The sequence below is a fragment of the Pyxidicoccus xibeiensis genome, from assembly GCF_024198175.1.
GTDB classification, from domain to species: domain Bacteria; phylum Myxococcota; class Myxococcia; order Myxococcales; family Myxococcaceae; genus Myxococcus; species Myxococcus xibeiensis.
On the sequence record NZ_JAJVKV010000003.1, the window covers coordinates 78,869 to 96,896 of the forward strand.

16 protein-coding genes are annotated in these 18,028 nt (G+C 69.6%); 10 read left to right on the forward strand and 6 right to left on the reverse strand.

The window, feature by feature from the left end:
* Positions 1-18: 18 nt before the first annotated feature.
* Positions 19-1,641 (forward strand): glycoside hydrolase family 16 protein, encoded by a 1,623-nt coding sequence (locus tag LXT23_RS13020; RefSeq protein WP_253980489.1) that lies wholly within the window; start codon positions 19-21, stop codon positions 1,639-1,641.
* A gap of 93 nt (positions 1,642-1,734) precedes the next feature.
* Positions 1,735-3,003: a sigma 54-interacting transcriptional regulator gene (locus LXT23_RS13025; protein WP_253980490.1), complete on the forward strand. Its 1,269-nt coding sequence runs from the start codon at positions 1,735-1,737 to the stop codon at positions 3,001-3,003.
* A 5-nt stretch (positions 3,004-3,008) separates the two neighbouring features.
* Here the strand turns inward: LXT23_RS13025 and LXT23_RS13030 are convergent, their stop codons facing one another.
* Together LXT23_RS13030 and LXT23_RS13035 are read right to left on the reverse strand one after the other, a co-directional pair.
* Complete coding sequence (locus tag LXT23_RS13030) at positions 3,009-3,149, reverse strand: hypothetical protein (protein WP_253980491.1); 141 nt, start codon at positions 3,147-3,149, stop codon at positions 3,009-3,011.
* 42 nt (positions 3,150-3,191) lie between these two features.
* Complete coding sequence (locus tag LXT23_RS13035; protein WP_253980492.1) at positions 3,192-4,139, reverse strand: LysR family transcriptional regulator; 948 nt, start codon at positions 4,137-4,139, stop codon at positions 3,192-3,194.
* Between the two features lie 114 nt (positions 4,140-4,253).
* Here LXT23_RS13035 and LXT23_RS13040 point away from each other — a divergent pair, with 114 nt between their 5' ends.
* Positions 4,254-5,276, forward strand: a complete 1,023-nt coding sequence (locus LXT23_RS13040) for an aldo/keto reductase (RefSeq protein ID WP_253980493.1) — start codon at positions 4,254-4,256, stop codon at positions 5,274-5,276.
* A 74-nt stretch (positions 5,277-5,350) separates the two neighbouring features.
* On the forward strand, positions 5,351-5,962 hold the full coding sequence (locus LXT23_RS13045; protein ID WP_253980494.1) for an MBL fold metallo-hydrolase: 612 nt from the start codon (positions 5,351-5,353) through the stop codon (positions 5,960-5,962).
* Between the two features lie 12 nt (positions 5,963-5,974).
* On the opposite strand, the gene LXT23_RS13050 is transcribed toward LXT23_RS13045, so the two are convergent.
* Positions 5,975-6,631 carry a glutathione S-transferase family protein gene (locus LXT23_RS13050; protein WP_253980495.1) on the reverse strand — a complete coding sequence of 219 codons (657 nt, stop codon included), beginning with the start codon at positions 6,629-6,631 and terminating at the stop codon, positions 5,975-5,977.
* A gap of 157 nt (positions 6,632-6,788) precedes the next feature.
* Between LXT23_RS13050 and LXT23_RS13055 the strand changes: the two genes are divergently transcribed.
* Both LXT23_RS13055 and LXT23_RS13060 read left to right on the forward strand, forming a co-directional pair.
* Positions 6,789-7,142, forward strand: a complete 354-nt coding sequence (locus LXT23_RS13055; RefSeq protein ID WP_253980496.1) for a hypothetical protein — start codon at positions 6,789-6,791, stop codon at positions 7,140-7,142.
* Between the two features lie 19 nt (positions 7,143-7,161).
* On the forward strand, positions 7,162-7,683 hold the full coding sequence (locus tag LXT23_RS13060) for a hypothetical protein (protein WP_253980497.1): 522 nt from the start codon (positions 7,162-7,164) through the stop codon (positions 7,681-7,683).
* 87 nt (positions 7,684-7,770) lie between these two features.
* Here the strand turns inward: LXT23_RS13060 and LXT23_RS13065 are convergent, their stop codons facing one another.
* Positions 7,771-9,084 (reverse strand): hypothetical protein, encoded by a 1,314-nt coding sequence (locus LXT23_RS13065; protein ID WP_253980498.1) that lies wholly within the window; start codon positions 9,082-9,084, stop codon positions 7,771-7,773.
* 209 nt (positions 9,085-9,293) lie between these two features.
* A complete protein-coding gene (locus LXT23_RS13070; protein WP_253980499.1) occupies positions 9,294-9,710 on the reverse strand; it encodes a hypothetical protein in 417 nt (138 codons plus the stop codon).
* 279 nt (positions 9,711-9,989) lie between these two features.
* Between LXT23_RS13070 and LXT23_RS13075 the strand changes: the two genes are divergently transcribed.
* The 3 genes from LXT23_RS13075 (at position 9,990) to LXT23_RS13085 (ending at position 15,172) form a co-directional block, all read left to right on the forward strand.
* On the forward strand, positions 9,990-11,600 hold the full coding sequence (locus tag LXT23_RS13075; protein ID WP_253980500.1) for a patatin-like phospholipase family protein: 1,611 nt from the start codon (positions 9,990-9,992) through the stop codon (positions 11,598-11,600).
* Positions 11,601-11,750: 150 nt separating this feature from the next.
* Positions 11,751-13,739: a GMC family oxidoreductase gene (locus LXT23_RS13080; protein ID WP_253980501.1), complete on the forward strand. Its 1,989-nt coding sequence runs from the start codon at positions 11,751-11,753 to the stop codon at positions 13,737-13,739.
* A complete protein-coding gene (locus tag LXT23_RS13085; protein ID WP_253980502.1) occupies positions 13,736-15,172 on the forward strand; it encodes an aldehyde dehydrogenase family protein in 1,437 nt (478 codons plus the stop codon). Before LXT23_RS13080 ends, LXT23_RS13085 begins: the two co-directional genes overlap by 4 nt.
* A gap of 7 nt (positions 15,173-15,179) precedes the next feature.
* On the opposite strand, the gene LXT23_RS13090 is transcribed toward LXT23_RS13085, so the two are convergent.
* A complete protein-coding gene (locus LXT23_RS13090) occupies positions 15,180-15,737 on the reverse strand; it encodes a QsdR family transcriptional regulator (protein WP_253980503.1) in 558 nt (185 codons plus the stop codon).
* 196 nt (positions 15,738-15,933) lie between these two features.
* Here LXT23_RS13090 and LXT23_RS13095 point away from each other — a divergent pair, with 196 nt between their 5' ends.
* Entirely contained in the window at positions 15,934-18,024 is a 2,091-nt protein-coding gene (locus LXT23_RS13095) for a 3-hydroxyacyl-CoA dehydrogenase NAD-binding domain-containing protein (RefSeq protein ID WP_253980504.1), read from the forward strand.
* Positions 18,025-18,028: the final 4 nt, after the last annotated feature.

Genomic DNA, 18,028 nt, shown 5'->3' on the forward strand with positions numbered 1-18,028 from the left:
CTCAACCCCGGAGGTTGCATGCGCACCTGGAAACCCCGCCCTGGCGCGGGCTACGCGCTCGTTCTCGCAATGCTGTTCCTTGCCCTGGCCCCGTCACAGGCCGCCGCCCAGCAGACCACGGTGCAGCGGCTCGGGACGCCCTCGCTGTCCGCCCAGCCGGGCCAGACGGTGACGCTCGGAATGCGGTTCAACGCCGTGCCGATGCCGGAGAACTATTACGTCTTCGTGCACTTCGTGGACGCCAACGGCGTGCAGCACTCCACGCTCAACGCCGACCACCTCCCTCCGGTGGGTACGTCGCAGTGGAGCGGCGCGGTGGCCTACAACGTCACCAAGACGCTGCCCTCCAACCTCGCGCACGGCACGTACACGATTCGCGTGGGGCTCTACTCCATGGCCGCCCCGCTCAACCGGATTGCCCTCTCCGCCGGCACCGGCGTCACCGTGGATGGTGAGAGGCGCTACACCGTCGGCACGCTCACCGTGGGCAACCCCCAGCCCACCACGTCCACGGTGCTCCAGCTCTCCAACCCGAGCCTGTCCGCGCAGCCGGGGCAGACGGTGACGCTGGGCATGCGGTTCAACGCCATCCCCATGCCGGAGAACTACTACGTCTTCGTGCACTTCGTGGACGCCAGCGGCGTGCAGCACTCCTCGCTCAACGCCGACCACCAGCCCCCGGTGGGCACCTCGCAGTGGAGCGGCGCGGTGGCCTACAACGTCACCCGGACGCTGCCTTCCAACCTCGCGACGGGCACGTACACCATCCGCGTGGGGCTCTACTCCATGGCCGCCCCGCTCAACCGCATCCCGCTCATCGCCGGCAGCGGCGTCACCGTGGATGGTGAGACGCGCTACACCGTCGGCACGCTCACCGTGTCGGGCGGCACCACCACGTCCGGCGGGCCTCGCGGGCAGGACGCGAACCAGTACGTGCTGACCTTCTCCGACGAGTTCGACAGCGGCTTCAACACCAGCAAGTGGAACGACCACATCTGGTACGAGTCCCCGAACCCGACCATCAACTACAAGGTCAGCAACAGCTCGCTGAAGATCTGGCCGCAGCGCGACGCGAGCGGGAACTTCTTCAACCGCACCATCGACACGGACGGCAAGTTCTCCCAGACGTACGGGTACTTCGAGATGGAGGCGAAGCTGCCCATCGGCAAGGGCGTCTGGCCCGCGTTCTGGCTGTATGCCCACCCCGGCAATGACCGCCCCGAAATCGACATCATGGAGGCCTACCCCGGCGGCGGCCCCGGCTCCTGGTGGGGTGACGCCAACCTGCACCCGGTGAACTACGGGCTCACGCTGCACAAGGCCAACGCGGACTACACGTACCACGAGAAGCCGTACGAGACGAAGCTGCGGGACTTCGCGCCCTACACCAACGGTGTGGACCTGTCCGCCGCCTTCCACACGTACGCGGTGAAGTGGGAGCCGTCCGGCATCACCTTCTACTTCGACGGGCAGCAGCTGGGGCCGAAGTACCAGGACACCGCCGGCTACTACAACCGGCCCATGTACATCCTGCTGGACCTCTGGTTCGGCAGCGCGAGCGGCACGCCCGACGGCAGCACCCCCACGGGCGAGGGCAACTCGTTCGAGGTGAAGTACGTCCGCGCCTGGCGCTTCAAGTAACCTGTCGCCCGGAAGCAGGCCCCCGCCCCACCCCGGGGCGGGGTCGCCTGGGGCGCGATGCGGACGGGACTGGACACACAGGAAGACAGCCGCTTGAACCAGGCAACGCCGGAGCCGCCGCGCCCCGGCCTCGTCTTCATCTTCTCGGGGGGTGCCCCCCTGTTCCGGTCGGTGCCGCTCGACGGAAGCCCTCTGGTGCTGGGCCGTGAGGACGCGGGCGGCCAGCCGCTGCCGGACGAGCGCCTCTCACGCCAGCACGCCGAGGTCCGTCGAGAGGGCTCGGGCTGGCGCGTGGAGGACCTGGGCAGCCGCAACGGCACGTACGTGGACGGGGAGCAGGTGGTGGGCAGCCGTGCCTTCCCAGCGCCCCGGGTGCTGCGGCTGGGCAACACGCTGGCCGTGTTCCATGAGGACGTGCGGCGGCTGGCCGGCGCGGACGTCGTCGTGAGCCCGGACGCGGTGCGCGGCCCCACCTTCGGTGCCGTGCTGGAGCGGGTGGCCCCGGCGGCCCTGGCCGGGGAGACGCTGCTCATCACCGGCGAGAGTGGCACCGGCAAGGAGCTGGCGGCGCGGGCCTACCACCAGTCGGGCCCCAACGCGCGGGGGCGCTTCGTCGCCGTCAACTGCGCGGCCGTGCCCGCCAGCGTGGCGGAGCGGCTCCTCTTCGGCTCGCGGCGGGGCGCCTACTCGGGCGCCGATGCGGACACGGACGGCTACCTGCAGGCCGCCGACAAGGGCGTGCTCTTCCTCGACGAGGTGGCGGAGCTGCCGTCGGAGGTCCAGGCCAAGCTGCTGCGGGTGCTGGAAACGCGGGAGGTGCTGGCGCTCGGGGCGTTCCGGGCCCAGCCGGTGGACGTGCGCGTCTGCTCCGCCACGCACAAGGACCTGCGTGCCGCGGCGGCCGCCGGCCAGTTCCGCGCGGACCTCTACTACCGGCTGGCCCAGGCCGAGGTGCACCTGCCTCCGCTGCGAGAGCGACTGGAGGACGTGCCCTGGCTGCTGGTGCACGCGCTGAAGGGCTCCGCCGCGCCGGCGCTGCACGCCACCTACGTGGAGGCCTGCCTGTCGCGCCCGTGGCCCGGCAACGTGCGTGAGCTGCTGGGAGAGACGCGGAGCGCGGCGCGTGCCGCTGCTGCCTCGGGGAGCCGCTCGCTGCGGGCCGAGCACCTGGACGCGGAGGCGGGCGTGGCGCTGGCCTCCCCGCCGCCGCCGGCCACCGCGGCACCACAGCTGGACCGGGCCGCGCTGGAGGCCACGCTGGCCGAGCACGGCGGCAACGTCAGCGCGGCGGCACGGGCGCTCGGCCTGCACCGCACCCAGCTCTACCGGCTGATGCAGCGCTGGGGGCTGGGGACGCCGTAGGCGCGTCAGTAGTAGTGGGTCACGATGGTCGCGACGTCCGCGGCCGCGTATGAGACCTCATCCCCGGCCTCTTCCGGGAGGACCACGGCCAGTGGCTCCGCCCGGTCGAAGGACAGCGCCCCCTCCACCCCAGCACGCGATGACACACATGTCTTCGCCCGACACCTCTGGCTCCCAATCAGGCCCTTTCATCCACCGCCCTCCGTCGAAGTCGTCGACGCTCCACGACCGGACCGCCTCCGGGGTGCGGTGGAGCGCACTGCCTCGACGAACGCGGCGAGGGCCGGCGGCACCTGGCGGCGGCTCGGGTAGTAGAGGAAGTAGGCGGGGAAGGACGGACACCACTCCCCCAGGACCCGGATGAGCCGGCCTGCGGCAATATGGTTGGCCACCATGTCCTCATAGATGAACGCCAGACCCTGCCCCGTCAGGGCGGCGGCCACCACCAGATCGACGTCATTGACGATGAGCGGCCCATCGACCCGGACCTGGAACGTCCGACCGCTCCTCTCGAACTCCCACGAACCGAGCGCTCCAGAGGTCGGCATCCGGTAGTTGATGCAGCGATGCTCGACGAGCGCCCGCGGTGTCTTCGGCACCGGGTGCTCCGCGAAGTAGGAAGGTGTCCCCACGACGGCGAACCGCACGTCCGGGCCGACGCGCACCGCGACCATGTCCCTGGCGACCTTCTCGCTGAAGCGGATGCCCGCGTCGAAGCGGCTCTCGACGATGTCGGTCAGGCGGTCATCGATGCTGACCTCGACGCGGATGTCCGGGTACTCACGCATGAAGCCGGGGAGCACGGGCCATATCACCGTGGCCGCCGCGTGCTTGAACGTGGTGATGCGTACCGTGCCGGCGGGCTTGTCGCGCAGTCGGTCCAGGTGGGTGAGCCCGGCACTGATCTCCTCGAACGCGGGGCGCAGGGTCTTCAGCAGCTGCTCGCCCGCCGCGGTCGTCGCCACGCTTCGGGTCGTCCGCGCCAGCAGTCGCACCCCCAGCCGGCCTTCGAGCGCCTTCATCGCGTGGCTCAAGGCGGACGGAGACATGCCCAGCTTCGACGCGGCGCGCGTGAAGCTCCTCTCCTCCGCAATCGCCACGAAGGCCGCCAGGTCATTCAGCTCGTCGCGCTTCATTGCTGCACATATCTCACAAGTCCATGCGGATTGTTCCGTCTAATCAGCAGACCGCCCAAGGTCTATCTGTGTCGCGTGTCAGCCGTCCTGGCTCACCAAAAGGAAGAAAGACAGATGCGCTATAGACAACTTGGCAACACCGGCCTGCTCGTGTCCGAGCTGTGCCTCGGCACGATGACCTTCGGAGGCGGCGACGTCTGGAGCAGCATCGGACAGCTCCAGCAGGCAGAGGCGGAGCGGCTCGTCGCCCGCTCCCTGGAAGCAGGCATCAACTTCATCGACACGGCGGACGTCTATTCCGCCGGCAAGTCCGAGCTCATCACCGGGGCGGCCCTGAAGAACCTCGGCGTCAAGCGGACGGATGTCGTCCTGGCGACCAAGGCCTACGGTGCGACCGGGCCGGGGCCCAACGACCGGGGCGCCTCGCGTGCCCACATCATGGACGCGGTCAAGGCGAGCCTGCAGCGGCTCGGCACCGACTACATCGACCTCTACCAGATGCACGGGTTCGACTCCGTGACGCCCGTGGAGGAGACGGTGCGGGCGCTCGACGACCTCGTCCGCCAGGGACTGGTGCGCTACGTCGGCTGCTCCAATGCGCGTGCCTGGCAGGTGATGAAGGCGATTGGCATCGCGGAGAAGTTCGGCTGGGCACGGTTCGAGAGCCTGCAGGCCTACTACACCCTGGCCGGGCGTGACCTCGAGCGCGACACCGTCTCGATGCTGAAGGACCAGAAGGTCGGTCTGCTGGTGTGGAGCCCGCTGGCGGGTGGCCTGCTCTCCGGCAAGTTCGGACGCGACCAGGCCGCTCCCGAGGGTGCACGCCGCGTCAGCCTGAACTTCCCGCCGGTCAACGAGGCCCGGGCCTTCGACTGCATCGACGCCATGAGGCCGATTGCCGCGGCCCATGAGGTGTCGGTCGCGCAGGTCGCGCTCGCGTGGCTGCTACACCAGGGCCATGTGACCTCGGTCATCGTCGGCGCGAAGCGGGTGGAGCAGCTCGACGACAACATCGCGGCGACGAAGCTGAAGCTCTCGACTGCCGAGCTGGAGGCGCTGAACGCGGTCAGCGCCCTCCCGGCGGAGTATCCCGGCTGGATGTTGGAGTACTGGGTCGACCAGCAGCGCCTTCCGTGATGAAGCGTCCGTCAGGAGGCGCCGGCTCGCCTGGCGCTTCCCGGCGGCATGCCATTGCAGGCAGGCTGGGCGCCATGAAAGCCCTGCACCGCAAAGACCTCTATGGCTGGTCCCGCTTCGACGAGTCGCGCAACCTGGACTTCCACAGCGTCCTCTGGGTCCGCCCGGAGGGAAACGTGGTCTTCGACCCGCTCCCGCTGTCCACGCATGATGCCGCGCACCTGCGCTCGCTGGGTGGAGTGGCCTGGGCAGTGCTGACCAACTCGGAGCACGTGCGCGCCACCCGGGAGCTGGTCGCGGACTTCGGTGCGAAGGTGGCCGGCCCCCGCGCCGAGTCCGAGACCTTTCCGCTGAAATGCGACCGGTGGCTCGCCGATGGCGAGACGCTCGTCCCAGGCTTGGTGGCCCTGGAGTTCCACGGCTCCAAGACGCCCGGCGAGCTGGCCTTCCTCCTGGAGGACACGACGCTGCTGACGGGGGACCTCATTCGCGGCCACCTGGGCGGCCGGCTCAACCTTCTCCCGGACGCGAAGCTGAAGGACGCCGCCCGTGCGCGGGCCTCCGTCCGCGGCCTGCTGGCCAGGACGCGCATCGACGCGGTGTTGGTGGGGGACGGCTGGCCGGTGTTCCGAGGCGGACGCGCGGCACTGGAGGAACTGGTGGCCGCGCTGCCACACGACACCTGAGCCTCACCCGGCTCAGGCGTTCTTCACCGGGAACAGATGGAGGTACGGCCTTGCCTCCTCGACCACCCGGGCGAAGGAAGGGCGCTCCATCAGCCGGGCGAGATAGGCCGCGGTGTTCCGGTAGACCTCGCCGAAGGGCACCACCTTGTTGGCATAGAACAAGGCGGGCGCCGCGGCACAGTCGGCCAGGGTGAAGACGTCGCCCATGGCCCAGGGCTTCGTGGCCATCTCGCGCTCGATGATGGCATAGGCGGTCCGCAGCGCCTCCCTGGCCAGCTCCACTCCGTGCGGATCTCCCCGCCCTTCCGGACGCAGATTGTCGGTGACGATCTTCTGCATCGGCTCTTGGACATAGTGGTCGTAGAAGCGGTCACTCAGCCGCGTCCGCAGTGCGAGCTCCGGCTCCTCGGGAAGCAACCGCACCCGGCCCGGGTACTGCTGGTCCAGGTACTCGATGATGATGCTCGACTCCGGGAGCGTGCGGTCCCGCGCCTCGTCGCGCAGCACGGGGATCTTCCCAACGGGCCACAGCTGCAGGAACTCGGCACGTGAGGCCTCGTTGCCGAAGTCGACGAGGTGCGGCTCGAACGGCGTGCCGTTCTCGTAGAAGGCGATGATGGCCTTCTGGCAGAAGGACGCGAATGGATGGAGATAGAGCTTCAGCGACATGACTCACCCTGGCCGTGACTCGCCGGCTCTACACGCCGCCGGGCGTCAGAAGAATAGTAAGGCAGTTGCTTAACTATTCCGGCGCGCCCCCTGAGTCAAGGCGGTGATGCGCGCCCTTGCCTGCTGCCGTGGCCCCGGGAGCGGTAGACTCGTGGCCATGACTGCTCTCGCGACGGGCGCGGACTCGCTCCAGCGCAAGGCCCTCATCTCCGGTGGCGTGGCCTTCGGGATGTTCAACCTCGGCTGGGTGTGGGTCGCCATTGCGGCGTCCGCCAGCGCCGGAGACAGGGCCTTCTTCCTGCCGCTTGCGCTGCTCGCGGCCATCCAGACGGTCGCGGGCTTCCGGGGGCTCATCAGCACCGTGCAGGCGCGCAAGCAGCAGGAGATGGGTCTCGGGCTGGCGCTCGTGTGGGGCTGCGGCTCGCTGCTCCTCGGGGTCCTCGGGCTCGTCGGAGTGCCGCTGTTCCTCCTGCTCCAGAGCGGAGGAGTCAAGCTGGGCATCACCCACTGAGGAGTCACCGCGAGGGGACGTGTCAGACACGCCGAGCAGGATGCGTCCCGGCCGCCAGCTCACGGGCCATCACCCCTACGAGTGGAGCATCATCTTGTCTGTCAGAACGTCGTTGAATCAGCGGTTCGCGGGAGCGGTCGTGGCCGGTGCGGTGGCGTTGCTCGGCTGCGGTGGCGACATCCCGGAAAAGGCCGCTCATGCTGGCGACACGGGTGACGCCCCCTCCATCGAGTCCGCGTCAGCATCGCTGGGGGCGAGCTGTGTGCTCGGCGATGGGTACGTCATCGCCAGCGGTTCGAGCAAGACGCTCTACCCGGTGTCGTGTCCCTCCGACTGCTACGACTTCCCCGATGGGGGACTCGACCTGGCCCTGTTCTGCAAGGACGGCGTCCTGGGCGAGAATGATCCGCTCCTGACTGGCGGAACCGTCGGCCCTCCGTTCCGGGATGCCTCCACCTTCAACGGCTACAGCAGGTGCAGCGTGATCCCGACCGCCCTCTGGGCGCAGAGCGCGGACCGGAAGACCTGCGTGAGGCGCTGACCGCCCGCCCCCACCGGCTTGCACCCCACGTCCGGAGCACATGACTCCGGGCGTGGGGCCCGCCGGGTGGATGGGCCCCGTCGAGCGTCAGAGCACCTCGCGCAGGTTGCGCTCCGCCGTGCGTACCAGGCGCGAGACGTGCTTGTGGAGCCAGAGGCCGAAGGGCTGGATGCGCTCGGCCTTCGTTGCCCTCGGGAGCTTCTGGAGGCTCTCGTCGAACGGGATGATGGGCCGCTCGCCCGTCGGGGACACCGCGCGCGGGTCGAACGCGAAGGACCGGTGGGTGTGCCACCCGCCATGGAACACCTGGAGGTCTTCCAGGTCGGTGTTGCCGGTCGCCTCGACCAGCGAGTCGGTGTCGTAGAGCTCGTCGGCAATCTCCAGACAGCTCCAGCCGCCTCCCGCGATGTTGCCGCACAGGAACGAGGGCAGCTCATCGTCGACGGCGCTGTCGAGAATCCAGGTGATGGAGCCGTAGACTCGCAGGAAGTAGCTCCAGCTCGACTCCTTCTTCCCCGGCTTTGCCGCCTTCACGTCCTTCCAGCGCCCGAGGCGCTGCTTGTGCATGCGGGTGAAGAAGGCCACCTCCGGCTCGACCGAGGCCACCCGCTTCCGCTCCTTCTTCACGTCGATGAGCTCCGCGACGAAGTGTCCCGTGGGGATGCGCTCGTGGAGGTCCCTCAGCATCGCGATGGCCGTGTCGACGGCCTCATATGCGTTCTTCGGCTTCGCGAAGGTGGGCCCCTTGGGTGGAGCGGCCCGGGTGGGCGTGCCCTTCGCGGGCTTGGGCTCTGGATTGGGGTGTGCGGCGCTGGTGAGCTCGATGTTGTAGAGTCTGAAGCCGGCCTTCTCCCTGGCACGGATGCACTTCTCCGTCCCTGCGATGGCGGCCTCACGGCTCGCGGCGGGCGTTTCGTTCCGGAAGCCCTCGAACATGCTGGCCCCGTCGACATGGACACTCCAGCCGGTCGACGTGCCCTTGAGGTACTGGCGAACCGTCACGCGATTCTTCGTCACGTTCCATGGGGTGCCCTCACGGAAGCCCAGCGCCCGGTAACGCGCGAGGAGGGCCTCGATGTCCCCGGCTGGGACGAGCCGGTAGAGACTGGCGCCATTCAGCACCCCCCGGCGCAGCACCGCCTGGTCTCCTCGGAACTCCACGTCGACGTAGAGCTGGCTGCCGCGCAGGTCGTACAGCGTGACGCGCCCGGTGACGGGGGCGCCGAACTGCTCCGCCTCCGGGTCGTGCTTGTCGCGGACGCCCTGGCTCCACACGCACAGCTCCCGCATCCGGGTATTGGGCGCGAAGAACCAGACCTCATCCTTCGTGTCGAGCACGGGGTCCGAGTACCAGATTGGCTCGCCGCCATTGAGCTTCTCGAGACGTTTCCAGTTGGACATGGGCGCTTCTACCCGCTCGCACGACTCCGGCCAACCCGCAGCCCCCACGTCGAGCCCTCGACGCTGGGGGGTGGAGAGCGACGCGTCCATCGTCGCGCCACTCATCTTCACCTACGTGCTCGGACACTGAGCCAGGTCGCTCCCGAGCTCGGAGCCGGGGCGGAGGCCGCATTCGGCGGCAGCCGCCCCGCTGCGCCGGCCCCACGCCCTCAGGGCTGGTACGCGCGGACCGAGAGCGCCGTCATCTGCGCCATGAGCAGGTACTGCTGGCCCATGCGCCGCAGCTGCGGTTCGAACTCGGGGCGCTCCAGGCTCGCCTGCTCGATGAGCCACGCAATGGACGCCTCCGCCGACTTGAGCCCCGCGAGGAGGTCCCTCGGCGCGACGCCTGCCGCGATGCGCTTCTTGAACATCTCGGTCTGGCTCTGGACGTACAGCTCGGGCGTCCGGTTCACGAGCCCGCTGATGAGGTTGTCGAAGGACTGCCCCACGGCCGCCAGCGTGGGCCCACGCGGCGCCTCGACGTACGACTTGATGTTGGCGTTGCAAAGACTGCCGTAGAAGTACTCGACGGCTTGGTCGCGATTCGCTCGGTAGAAACTTTCCAGATGCTGCTCAGGCGTCACGTTCAGGCTCCAGGACGGCGCGCAAGCAGCGGGGGCTGCTCGAACGCTGACGTCGGGCACCATGGTAGAGGCCACGCTGCACCGTTCCAACGGGTCTCCACCGCCCCGGGAGCCTGCCTACTCGCCCGGCGCGCACTCGACCTCTCCTGGCAGGTGACACGTGCGACCAGGACGCACCGCGTCCCGTGCGCAGGCAGGCCCGGGTTTGGAGCCCGGCGGGCCGTGGCCCCAAGATGTCCCCGGCTCCGAACGTCTTCCCCACCGTCCCCGAGCACCTGCATGAACCCTGAATCCACCCTTCCCGCCTCCCGGCAGCACGGGCCGCTCGGGCCGCTCGCCCTCTCACTCTCGGGCGGTGGCTATCGCGCGGCGGCGTTCCACCTGGGAACGCTGCGGTTCCTGGACGGCGTGGGCCTGCTGCCCGACGTGGTGGGCCTGTCCACCGTGTCCGGCGGTACCCTCACCGGACTGGCCTGGGTGGTGAGCCAGATTGACGGCAAGCCATTCCCCGAGTTCTTCGACGCCTACTCGGCGTACCTGAAGCGGACGAACGTGATTGGCGAGGCGCTGACCGTGCTGACCACGGACCGCGAGCACGACAGCCACAACTGGGCCAGCCTCATCCGCTCCGCCGCGGATGTCTATGCACGGCCCGACTTCCTCGGTGAGCGCAACCTGGGCGAGGTCCTGGGCGCGGGCGGGCTGCAGCTCCAGGAGGCCATCTTCAACTCCACCGAGTTCCACACGGGCCTGGACTTCCGCTTCCGGCGAAGCAACAACCCGGGCGCGCTGCTGGGCAACCAGAACTACCCGCTCCCGCGCTCCGTGGCCCAGCACGTCCGGCTGGCGGACATCGCGGCCGCGTCGTCCTGCTTCCCGGGCGGCTTCGAGCCGCTGGTCTTCCCGCAGCAGTTCCACTGGACCTCGGAGTTCCCGCTCGCCGCCGCGCTGGATGAGCTGGGGCCGGGCTTCAACGGAGGGCTGCCGCTGATGGATGGCGGCATCTACGACAACCAGGGCGTGGACAGCCTGCTGCTGGCCTTCGACGACTCCCAGCCCCCGCCCACCCTGCTCATCTCGGACGTCAGCACGCAGGACACCGAGATGTACAACGTCCCCGAGAACCCGACGAAGCGCGGCTGGGTGACGCTGAACGGCGTCTCCTGGATGGGATGGGGGCTGTTCTTCCTGACCCTGGCGTCCGCGGCCATCCTGGCATGGCACGGGTTCAAGACTGCTCGCGCGGGCACGTGGGAGCTGGAGGACTCCTTCCTGTACCTGGTCCCCGGCTTGCTGACCGCGGCGGTGACGGCGGCGCTGGTCTGGGCCCACCGCCGCCTGGCGGACGTCAACGTGCTGCTCCAGGAGCAGTTGGACCTCGATGCCTGGCCGTCGTTCCAGAAGCTCACGGTGCTGGAGTTCGTGCAGATGGTGGTGCTGCGAGGCACCTCGCTGCTGGCGCTGACCTCCAGCGTGTTCATGAAGCGGGTGCGGGGGCTGGTCTTCAGCCGCGTGTACAAGGACTCCCGGTTCGCGGGCCGGCGGATGTCGAACCTCATCTACGCGCTCACGGTGAACCGCCCCCGCCTGTTCGCCGAGCACCCGTGGCTTCAGCCCGGACCGCACCTGGTGGCGCTGTCCCAGCAGGCCTGCCAGATGCCCACCACGCTCTGGTTCACGGATGCCCGTCAGTTCAACACCCTGGCGTCCGCCGGAGAGGCCACCGTCTGCTTCGTGCTGCTGCGCCACATCGTCGAGCGCCGGCAGGGACAGTACGAGTCAGAGGGCCAGCCGCTGTACGGCCTCTTCCAGCGGCTGCGGAAGGAGTGGGCGGTCTTCAACCAGGCCAGCCGCCAGCCCGAGGCCCAGCGCACCTCCGTGGCGGCCTGAGCGGGGCGCCCGCTCTTTTCAATGCCTGTCATTCCCCTCCTTTCGGAGGGGTCTTTTGCCGTCACATCCGTGCAATGTCGCCTCTCTCCGTGTCCGGGGCAGTCCCGCCGTCACGGCCCCCGCGTGGGTCCAGGGAGCGTGTGCACAGTCATGCCCATTCCATTGAGCGACACGCAGCGGATGACGCTGCGCGCAATCTGTGACACCGCCGTACCGCGCATCGAACGCAAGGACGACCCGGACGGCTTCTGGGGGCGCCGCGCCACGGACGTCGGCGCCGACCAGGCGCTGTGCGGGGTGCTCGACGGCATGCCGCCCGAGCAGCGCACCGGGATGCTGCAGCTGCTCGACGTGCTGGCCGAGCAAGACTTCGTCAGGATGTCGCAGCCGTCACGCGAGCAGCTCCTGACCAACCTCTCATTGGCCTCACGCGAGGCGGGCGCTGGCGTGGGGGTGCTCGTCACCCTTGCCATCTTCTTCACCTACGGCCTGCCGGATGCCGCCGGGCGCAATCCTGCCTGGAAGACGTTCGGCTATCCGGGTCCCACCTCGGCGGCAGTCCCGGAGCCCAAGCCGCTCCAGCCGCTGACGCCCGTTGCAGACGCCATGCTCCAGGCAGACGTGGTGGTGGTCGGCTCGGGAGCTGGCGGCGGGCTCATCGCCGGCCGGCTGGCGCGGGCCGGGCTGAAGGTCATCGTGCTCGAGGCGGGCCGCTACCTGAGCGAGGCGGACTTCCAGCAGCTGGAGGTGCCCGCCTACCAGCACCTCTACTGGCGCGGGGGCCCTACGCCGACGGCGGACCTGAACGTGTCGCTGATGGCGGGCGCGTGCCTGGGCGGCGGTACCGTCGTGAACTGGACCAACTGTCTGCGCACCAGGCCCTGGGTGCGACAACAATGGGCGACGGAGTTCGGCCTCGAAGACGTCGCCACGGAGGCCTTCGACCGGCACCTCGACGCGGTGTGGCGTGAGCTCGGCGTCAACGACCGCTGCTCGGAGCTGAACCGGCCCCAGGAGGCGATGCAGCGCGGCGCCCAGGCGCTGGGCTGGGCCTTCTCGAAGGCCCACCGCAACTGGGACCCGGCCCGGCATGACCCCGCCCGCGCCGGTCACATGGGCTTCGGCGACGCCTCGGGAGCCAAGCGCTCCACCGCGAAGACCTACCTGCGGCAGGCGGCCGACCATGGAGCGGAAATCCTCGTCGGCTGCTTCGTGGAGCGGGTGGTGGTGGAGCAGGGCCGCGCCGCGGGCGTGCAGGCCCGCTGGACGGCCGCCGACGGCAGCCGGAGCGCCCGCATCACCGTGCGCGCGCCGCGAGTCGTCGTCGCGGCGGGAGCGCTGGAGTCGCCCGGCATCCTGCTGCGGTCGGGAATCGGCGGGCCGGCGGTCGGCAAGTACCTGCGCCTGCACCCGTGCACCGCCGTGATGGGGGACTACGGCACGGACATGCAGTCCTGGTGGGGCGCCCCGCAGGCCGGACTGGTCGACCACTTCGCCAACGTCCAGGACGGCTACGGCTTCCTCGTGGAGGGCGTGCAGTACACCACGGCGCTCGGCGCCTCGGCCGTGCCCTTCACGACGGGCCTGGAGCACAAGCAACTGATGGCCGACTACCGGGACGTGGCCACCTTCATCGGCATCATCCGCGACCACGGCCACGGGCGGGTGACCCTGGACGCGAACGGGATGACGGTGCCCTGGTACGACCTGACCGACCCGGTCGACGTGCTCAATACGCGGCGTGCGCTGGAGGCGCAGGCCCGCCTGCACCACGCCGCGGGGGCCCGGCGCATCCTGATGCTGGCGCAGGGGCTGCCCACGTGGCGCATCGGTGATGACCTGGACGCGTTCGTGGCCCGCCTGCAGCGCGTCCCGCTGAGGGCTGGTGGCGCCCGCCTCTTCGCGGCCCACCAGATGGGGACCTGCCGGATGGGAACGGACCCCACGACGAGCGTGGCGACCCCGCGCGGCGAGCTGCACGACACCCCGGGAGTCTGGATTGGGGACGCCTCGGCGTTCCCCACCTCCTCCGGCACCAACCCGATGATCTCCATCATGGCCCTGGCCTCGCGGACCGCCGACCACATCGCGCAGACGGCCGGAGTGCGGACCACGCTCACCGAGAGGGTATCGGCATGACGAGCACCTCGCCCCAGAACAAGCACCTGCGGTTCTTCATCGGCGGCAGGTGGGTGGACCCCGCCGGCACGGAGACCCTCGAGGTCATCAACGCCGCCACCGAGGAGGTGATGGGCCGCGTGCCGGCGGGCACGGCCGAGGACGTCCACCGGGCGGTCACCGCCGCCCGGGCCGCGTTCGACGGCTGGGCCGCCACCCCGCTCCAGGCTCGCGTGGAGCTGTGCAGCGCGGTTGCGCGCAAGCTCCAGGAGCGTCAGCAGGAGATCGCCGTGCTGATTGCCCAGGAGATGGGCACGCCCATCAAGGTGTCGATGATGGTGCAGGCCGCGCTGCCGGCCATCACCTTCGGCTCCATGGAGCACCTGGTGGAGCAGTTGCCCTGGGAGCAGCGCCTCGGCAACTCGCTGGTCGTCCGCGAGCCCGTCGGTGTGGTGGGTGCCATCACCCCGTGGAACTACCCGCTGCACCAGCTTGCGGCCAAGGTGGCTCCCGCGATGCTCGCCGGCTGCACCGTCGTGGTGAAGCCCAGCGAGGTGGCGCCGCTCAACGCCTTCCTCCTCGCCAGCATCATGGAAGAGGTCGGCGTGCCGCCGGGCGTGTTCAACCTCGTCACCGGCTACGGGCCGGTGGTGGGGGAGGCCATCGCCGCGCACCCCGACGTGGACATGGTGTCCTTCACCGGCTCGACGCGCGCGGGACGGCGGGTGAGCGAGGTGGCCGCGGCGACGGTGAAGAAGGTGGCGCTGGAGCTCGGTGGGAAGTCCGCGAACGTCATCCTCGACGACGCGGACTTGCAGACCGCCGTCGTGGACGGGCTGAAGAAGTGCTACCTCAACTCGGGCCAGACGTGCTCGGCGCTGACGCGGATGCTCGTGCCCCGGGACAGGCTCGGCCTGGTGGAGGCCATCGCGGCGGCCACCGTGCCCCACTTCAAGGTGGGCAACCCGCTCGACCCGGAGACGGCCCTGGGTCCGCTCGTCTCCGACGCCCAGCGGACGCGGGTGCGCGAGTACATCTCACGTGGAATCGCCGAGGGCGCGAAGCTCGTGTGCGGCGGTGCCCAGCCGCCTCCGGGCCTGGAGCGCGGCTACTTCGTGGCGCCCACCGTCTTCAGCGAGGTGACGCCCGGGATGACGATTGCGCGGGAGGAGATCTTCGGCCCCGTCCTGGCCATCATGCCCTACGACACCGAGGACGACGCCGTCCGCATCGCCAACGACTCGATGTACGGCCTCTACGGAGGCGTGTGGTCGTCGGACACCGAGCGCGCGCTGCGAGTCGCCCGGAGGCTGCGCACCGGCCAGGTGGAGCTCAACGGCGCGGCCTTCAACCCGCTGGCTCCCTTCGGCGGCTACAAGCAGTCCGGACATGGCCGCGAGCTGGGCCCGTACGGCGTCCTCGAGTTCACCCAGGTCAAGGCGGTGCAGCTGTAGTCCCTCGCTACTTCACCTTGCCGCCGAGCAGCACGAGGATGGCGGCGGCGGCCTGGTCGATGGCGGGCTCCCGGCCGCTGATGACGTCCGCGTACACGAACGCCTCGCAGATGCGCACGATGACGTAGGCGAGCGTGTCCAGCGGCAGCGGCGGCACCAGGTGTCCCAGCGCCGCCTCCCGCTCCAGCGCCGCGCGCACCAGCTCCACGTTGCGGCTCTGCACCGTGCTGCTCTTCGAGGTGAGGACGCGGAGCGCGAACTCCGGGTCGCTCTCGATGAAGCGGCGCAGCGGAGCGAAGGCGAGGGTGGCCCGCATCGTCCGCTCGCACGTCCCCGCGATGAAGGCCGCGCCGCGTGCCTTCACCTCGGTCCGGGCCCGCTCGCTGAACGGCTGCTGGATGGACCAGATGATTTCGCCCAGCAGCAGCTCTCGGCTGCCCACCCAGCGGAACAGCGTTGCCCGGCCCACCCCCAGCTCCCGAGCCAGCGCGCCGATGTCGATGCGTTCTCCGGCGAGCCACTTCTTCCGTGCCAGCTGGAATGCATCCAGGGGCGTGGCCTTCACCTTCGCCCCCTGCCCCGCCAGCTCACGTGACAGGCGTGTTGCCTTGGGAGCGGAGGCCCTCCTTGTGCCCGCCCGCTTGGGTCGAGATGACTTCATGCATCGGCAATAGCCACATTGACACCAAAACTCAACGTGATTCACTCTGCCAACGTGACTCACCCGGCTCGCGGCCCGAGGCTGCGAGAGAGGAGCTGGCATGAGCAGCACGCACTACGCGCAGCACGGCAGTGTGGCGGTCATCCGTCTGGACAACCCACCGGTGAACGGCCTCGGTCACGCGGTCCGCGCCGGCATCGTCGAGGGCTTGCGGAAGGCCGAGGCGGACGCGGCCATCAAGGCGCTCATCCTCATCGGCTCGGAGCGGGCCTTCTCCGGCGGCGCCGACATCAAGGAGTTCAACACGCCCAAGGCGCTGGCCGAGCCCAACCTGGGCACCGTCATCCACCACGTGGAGACCTCCACCAAGCCGGTCATCGCCGCCATCGGCGGCGCGTGCATGGGCGGAGGGCTGGAGCTGGCGCTCGGCTGTCACTACCGCGTGGTGCAGCCCGGGGCGCAGATTGCCCTTCCCGAGGTGAAGCTGGGCCTCCTGCCCGGCGCGGGCGGCACGCAGCGGCTGCCGCGCCTCATCGGCGTGGAGGCCGCCCTCAACATGATTGTGTCCGGCGCCACCGTGCCCTCCGAGCAGCTCAAGGGCACGGCCCTCTTCGACCACTTCGTGGAGGGGGACCTGCTCGCGGGCGCGCTCGCCTTCGCACAGGTCGTCATTGAAGAAGGCCGGCCGCTCAAGCGGGTGCGGGACCTCACGGTGACGCACCCGAAGCCGGAGGCGTTCTTCCTGTACGCCCGCACGGCCGTGGGGGCGGCGTCCAAGAACTTCCCGGCGCCGCTCAAGTGCGTGGACGCGGTGGAGGCCGCCGCCACCCAGGGCTTCGCGGAGGGCCTGGCGGTGGAGCGCGAGGCCTTCGTCCACCTCATCCAGACGTCCGAGTCGCGCTCCCTGCGGCACGCGTTCTTCGCCGAGCGCGCCGCCTCGAAGGTGGCCGGGGTGGCGGAGGACACGCCGGGCCGTCCCATCCAGACGGTGGGCATCATCGGCGCCGGCACCATGGGCACTGGCATCGCCATCAACTTCCTCAACGCCGGCATCCCCGTGGTGCTCCTGGAGATGAAGCAGGAGGCGCTGGACCGCGGGCTCGGCTCCATCCGCAAGGTCTACGAGGGCCAGGTCGCCAAGGGGAAGCTGAAGCCCGACAAGGCCGAGCAGCGGCTCGCGCTGCTCAAGCCCACCCTGACCTATGACGACTTCCGCCACGTGGACCTCGTCATCGAGGCGGTCTTCGAGGAGATGTCCGTCAAGGAGGCGGTGTTCCGCAAGCTGGACGAGGTCTGCAAGCCCGGGGCAATCCTCGCGAGCAACACCTCCACGCTCGACCTGAACCGGATTGCCGGCTTCACCCGGCGGCCCCAGGACGTCGTGGGTGCACACTTCTTCAGCCCCGCCAACGTGATGAAGCTGCTGGAGGTCATCCGGGGCGAGAAGACCGGCAGCGACGTGCTCGCCACCGTCATGCAGCTGGCGAAGACCATCAAGAAGACCGCCGTGGTGTCGGGCGTCTGCGACGGCTTCATCGGCAACCGCATGATTGCCATGTACCAGCGCGAGGCGCTGCTGATGCTCGAGGAGGGGGCCTCCCCGCAGCAGGTGGACGGCGCCATCGAGGCGTTCGGCTTCGCGATGGGGCCGCTGAAGATGGCGGACCTGGCGGGCGGCGACATCGGCTGGGCCATCCGCAAGCGCCAGTACGCGGAGCGGCCGGACATGCGGCGGGTGCTCATCGCCGACCGGCTCTGTGAGATGGGGCGCTTCGGCCAGAAGACGGGCTCCGGCTTCTACCGCTACGAGCCCGGCCGCCGCGACGCCCTGCACGACCCCCAGGTGGACGAGGTCATCGACGCGAGCCGCAAGGAGCTGGGCGTCACGCCGCGCACGCTGAGCGACGACGAAATCGTCCAGCGGTGCGTCTACGCGCTGGTGAACGAGGGGGCGCGCATCCTGGAGGAGGGCATCGCCCAGCGCGCCTCGGACATCGACCTAGTCTACCTGTCGGGCTACGGCTTCCCGGTCTTCCGGGGCGGCCCGATGCTCTATGCCGACACCGTGGGGCTGATGAACGTGGTGCGCACGATGGAGGGCTTCGCGGCCAACCCTCGTGGCCACCGCGCGTTCTGGCAGCCCGCCCCCCTGCTCGCCCGGCTCGCCGCCGAGGGCAAGTCCTTCACCTGATTCT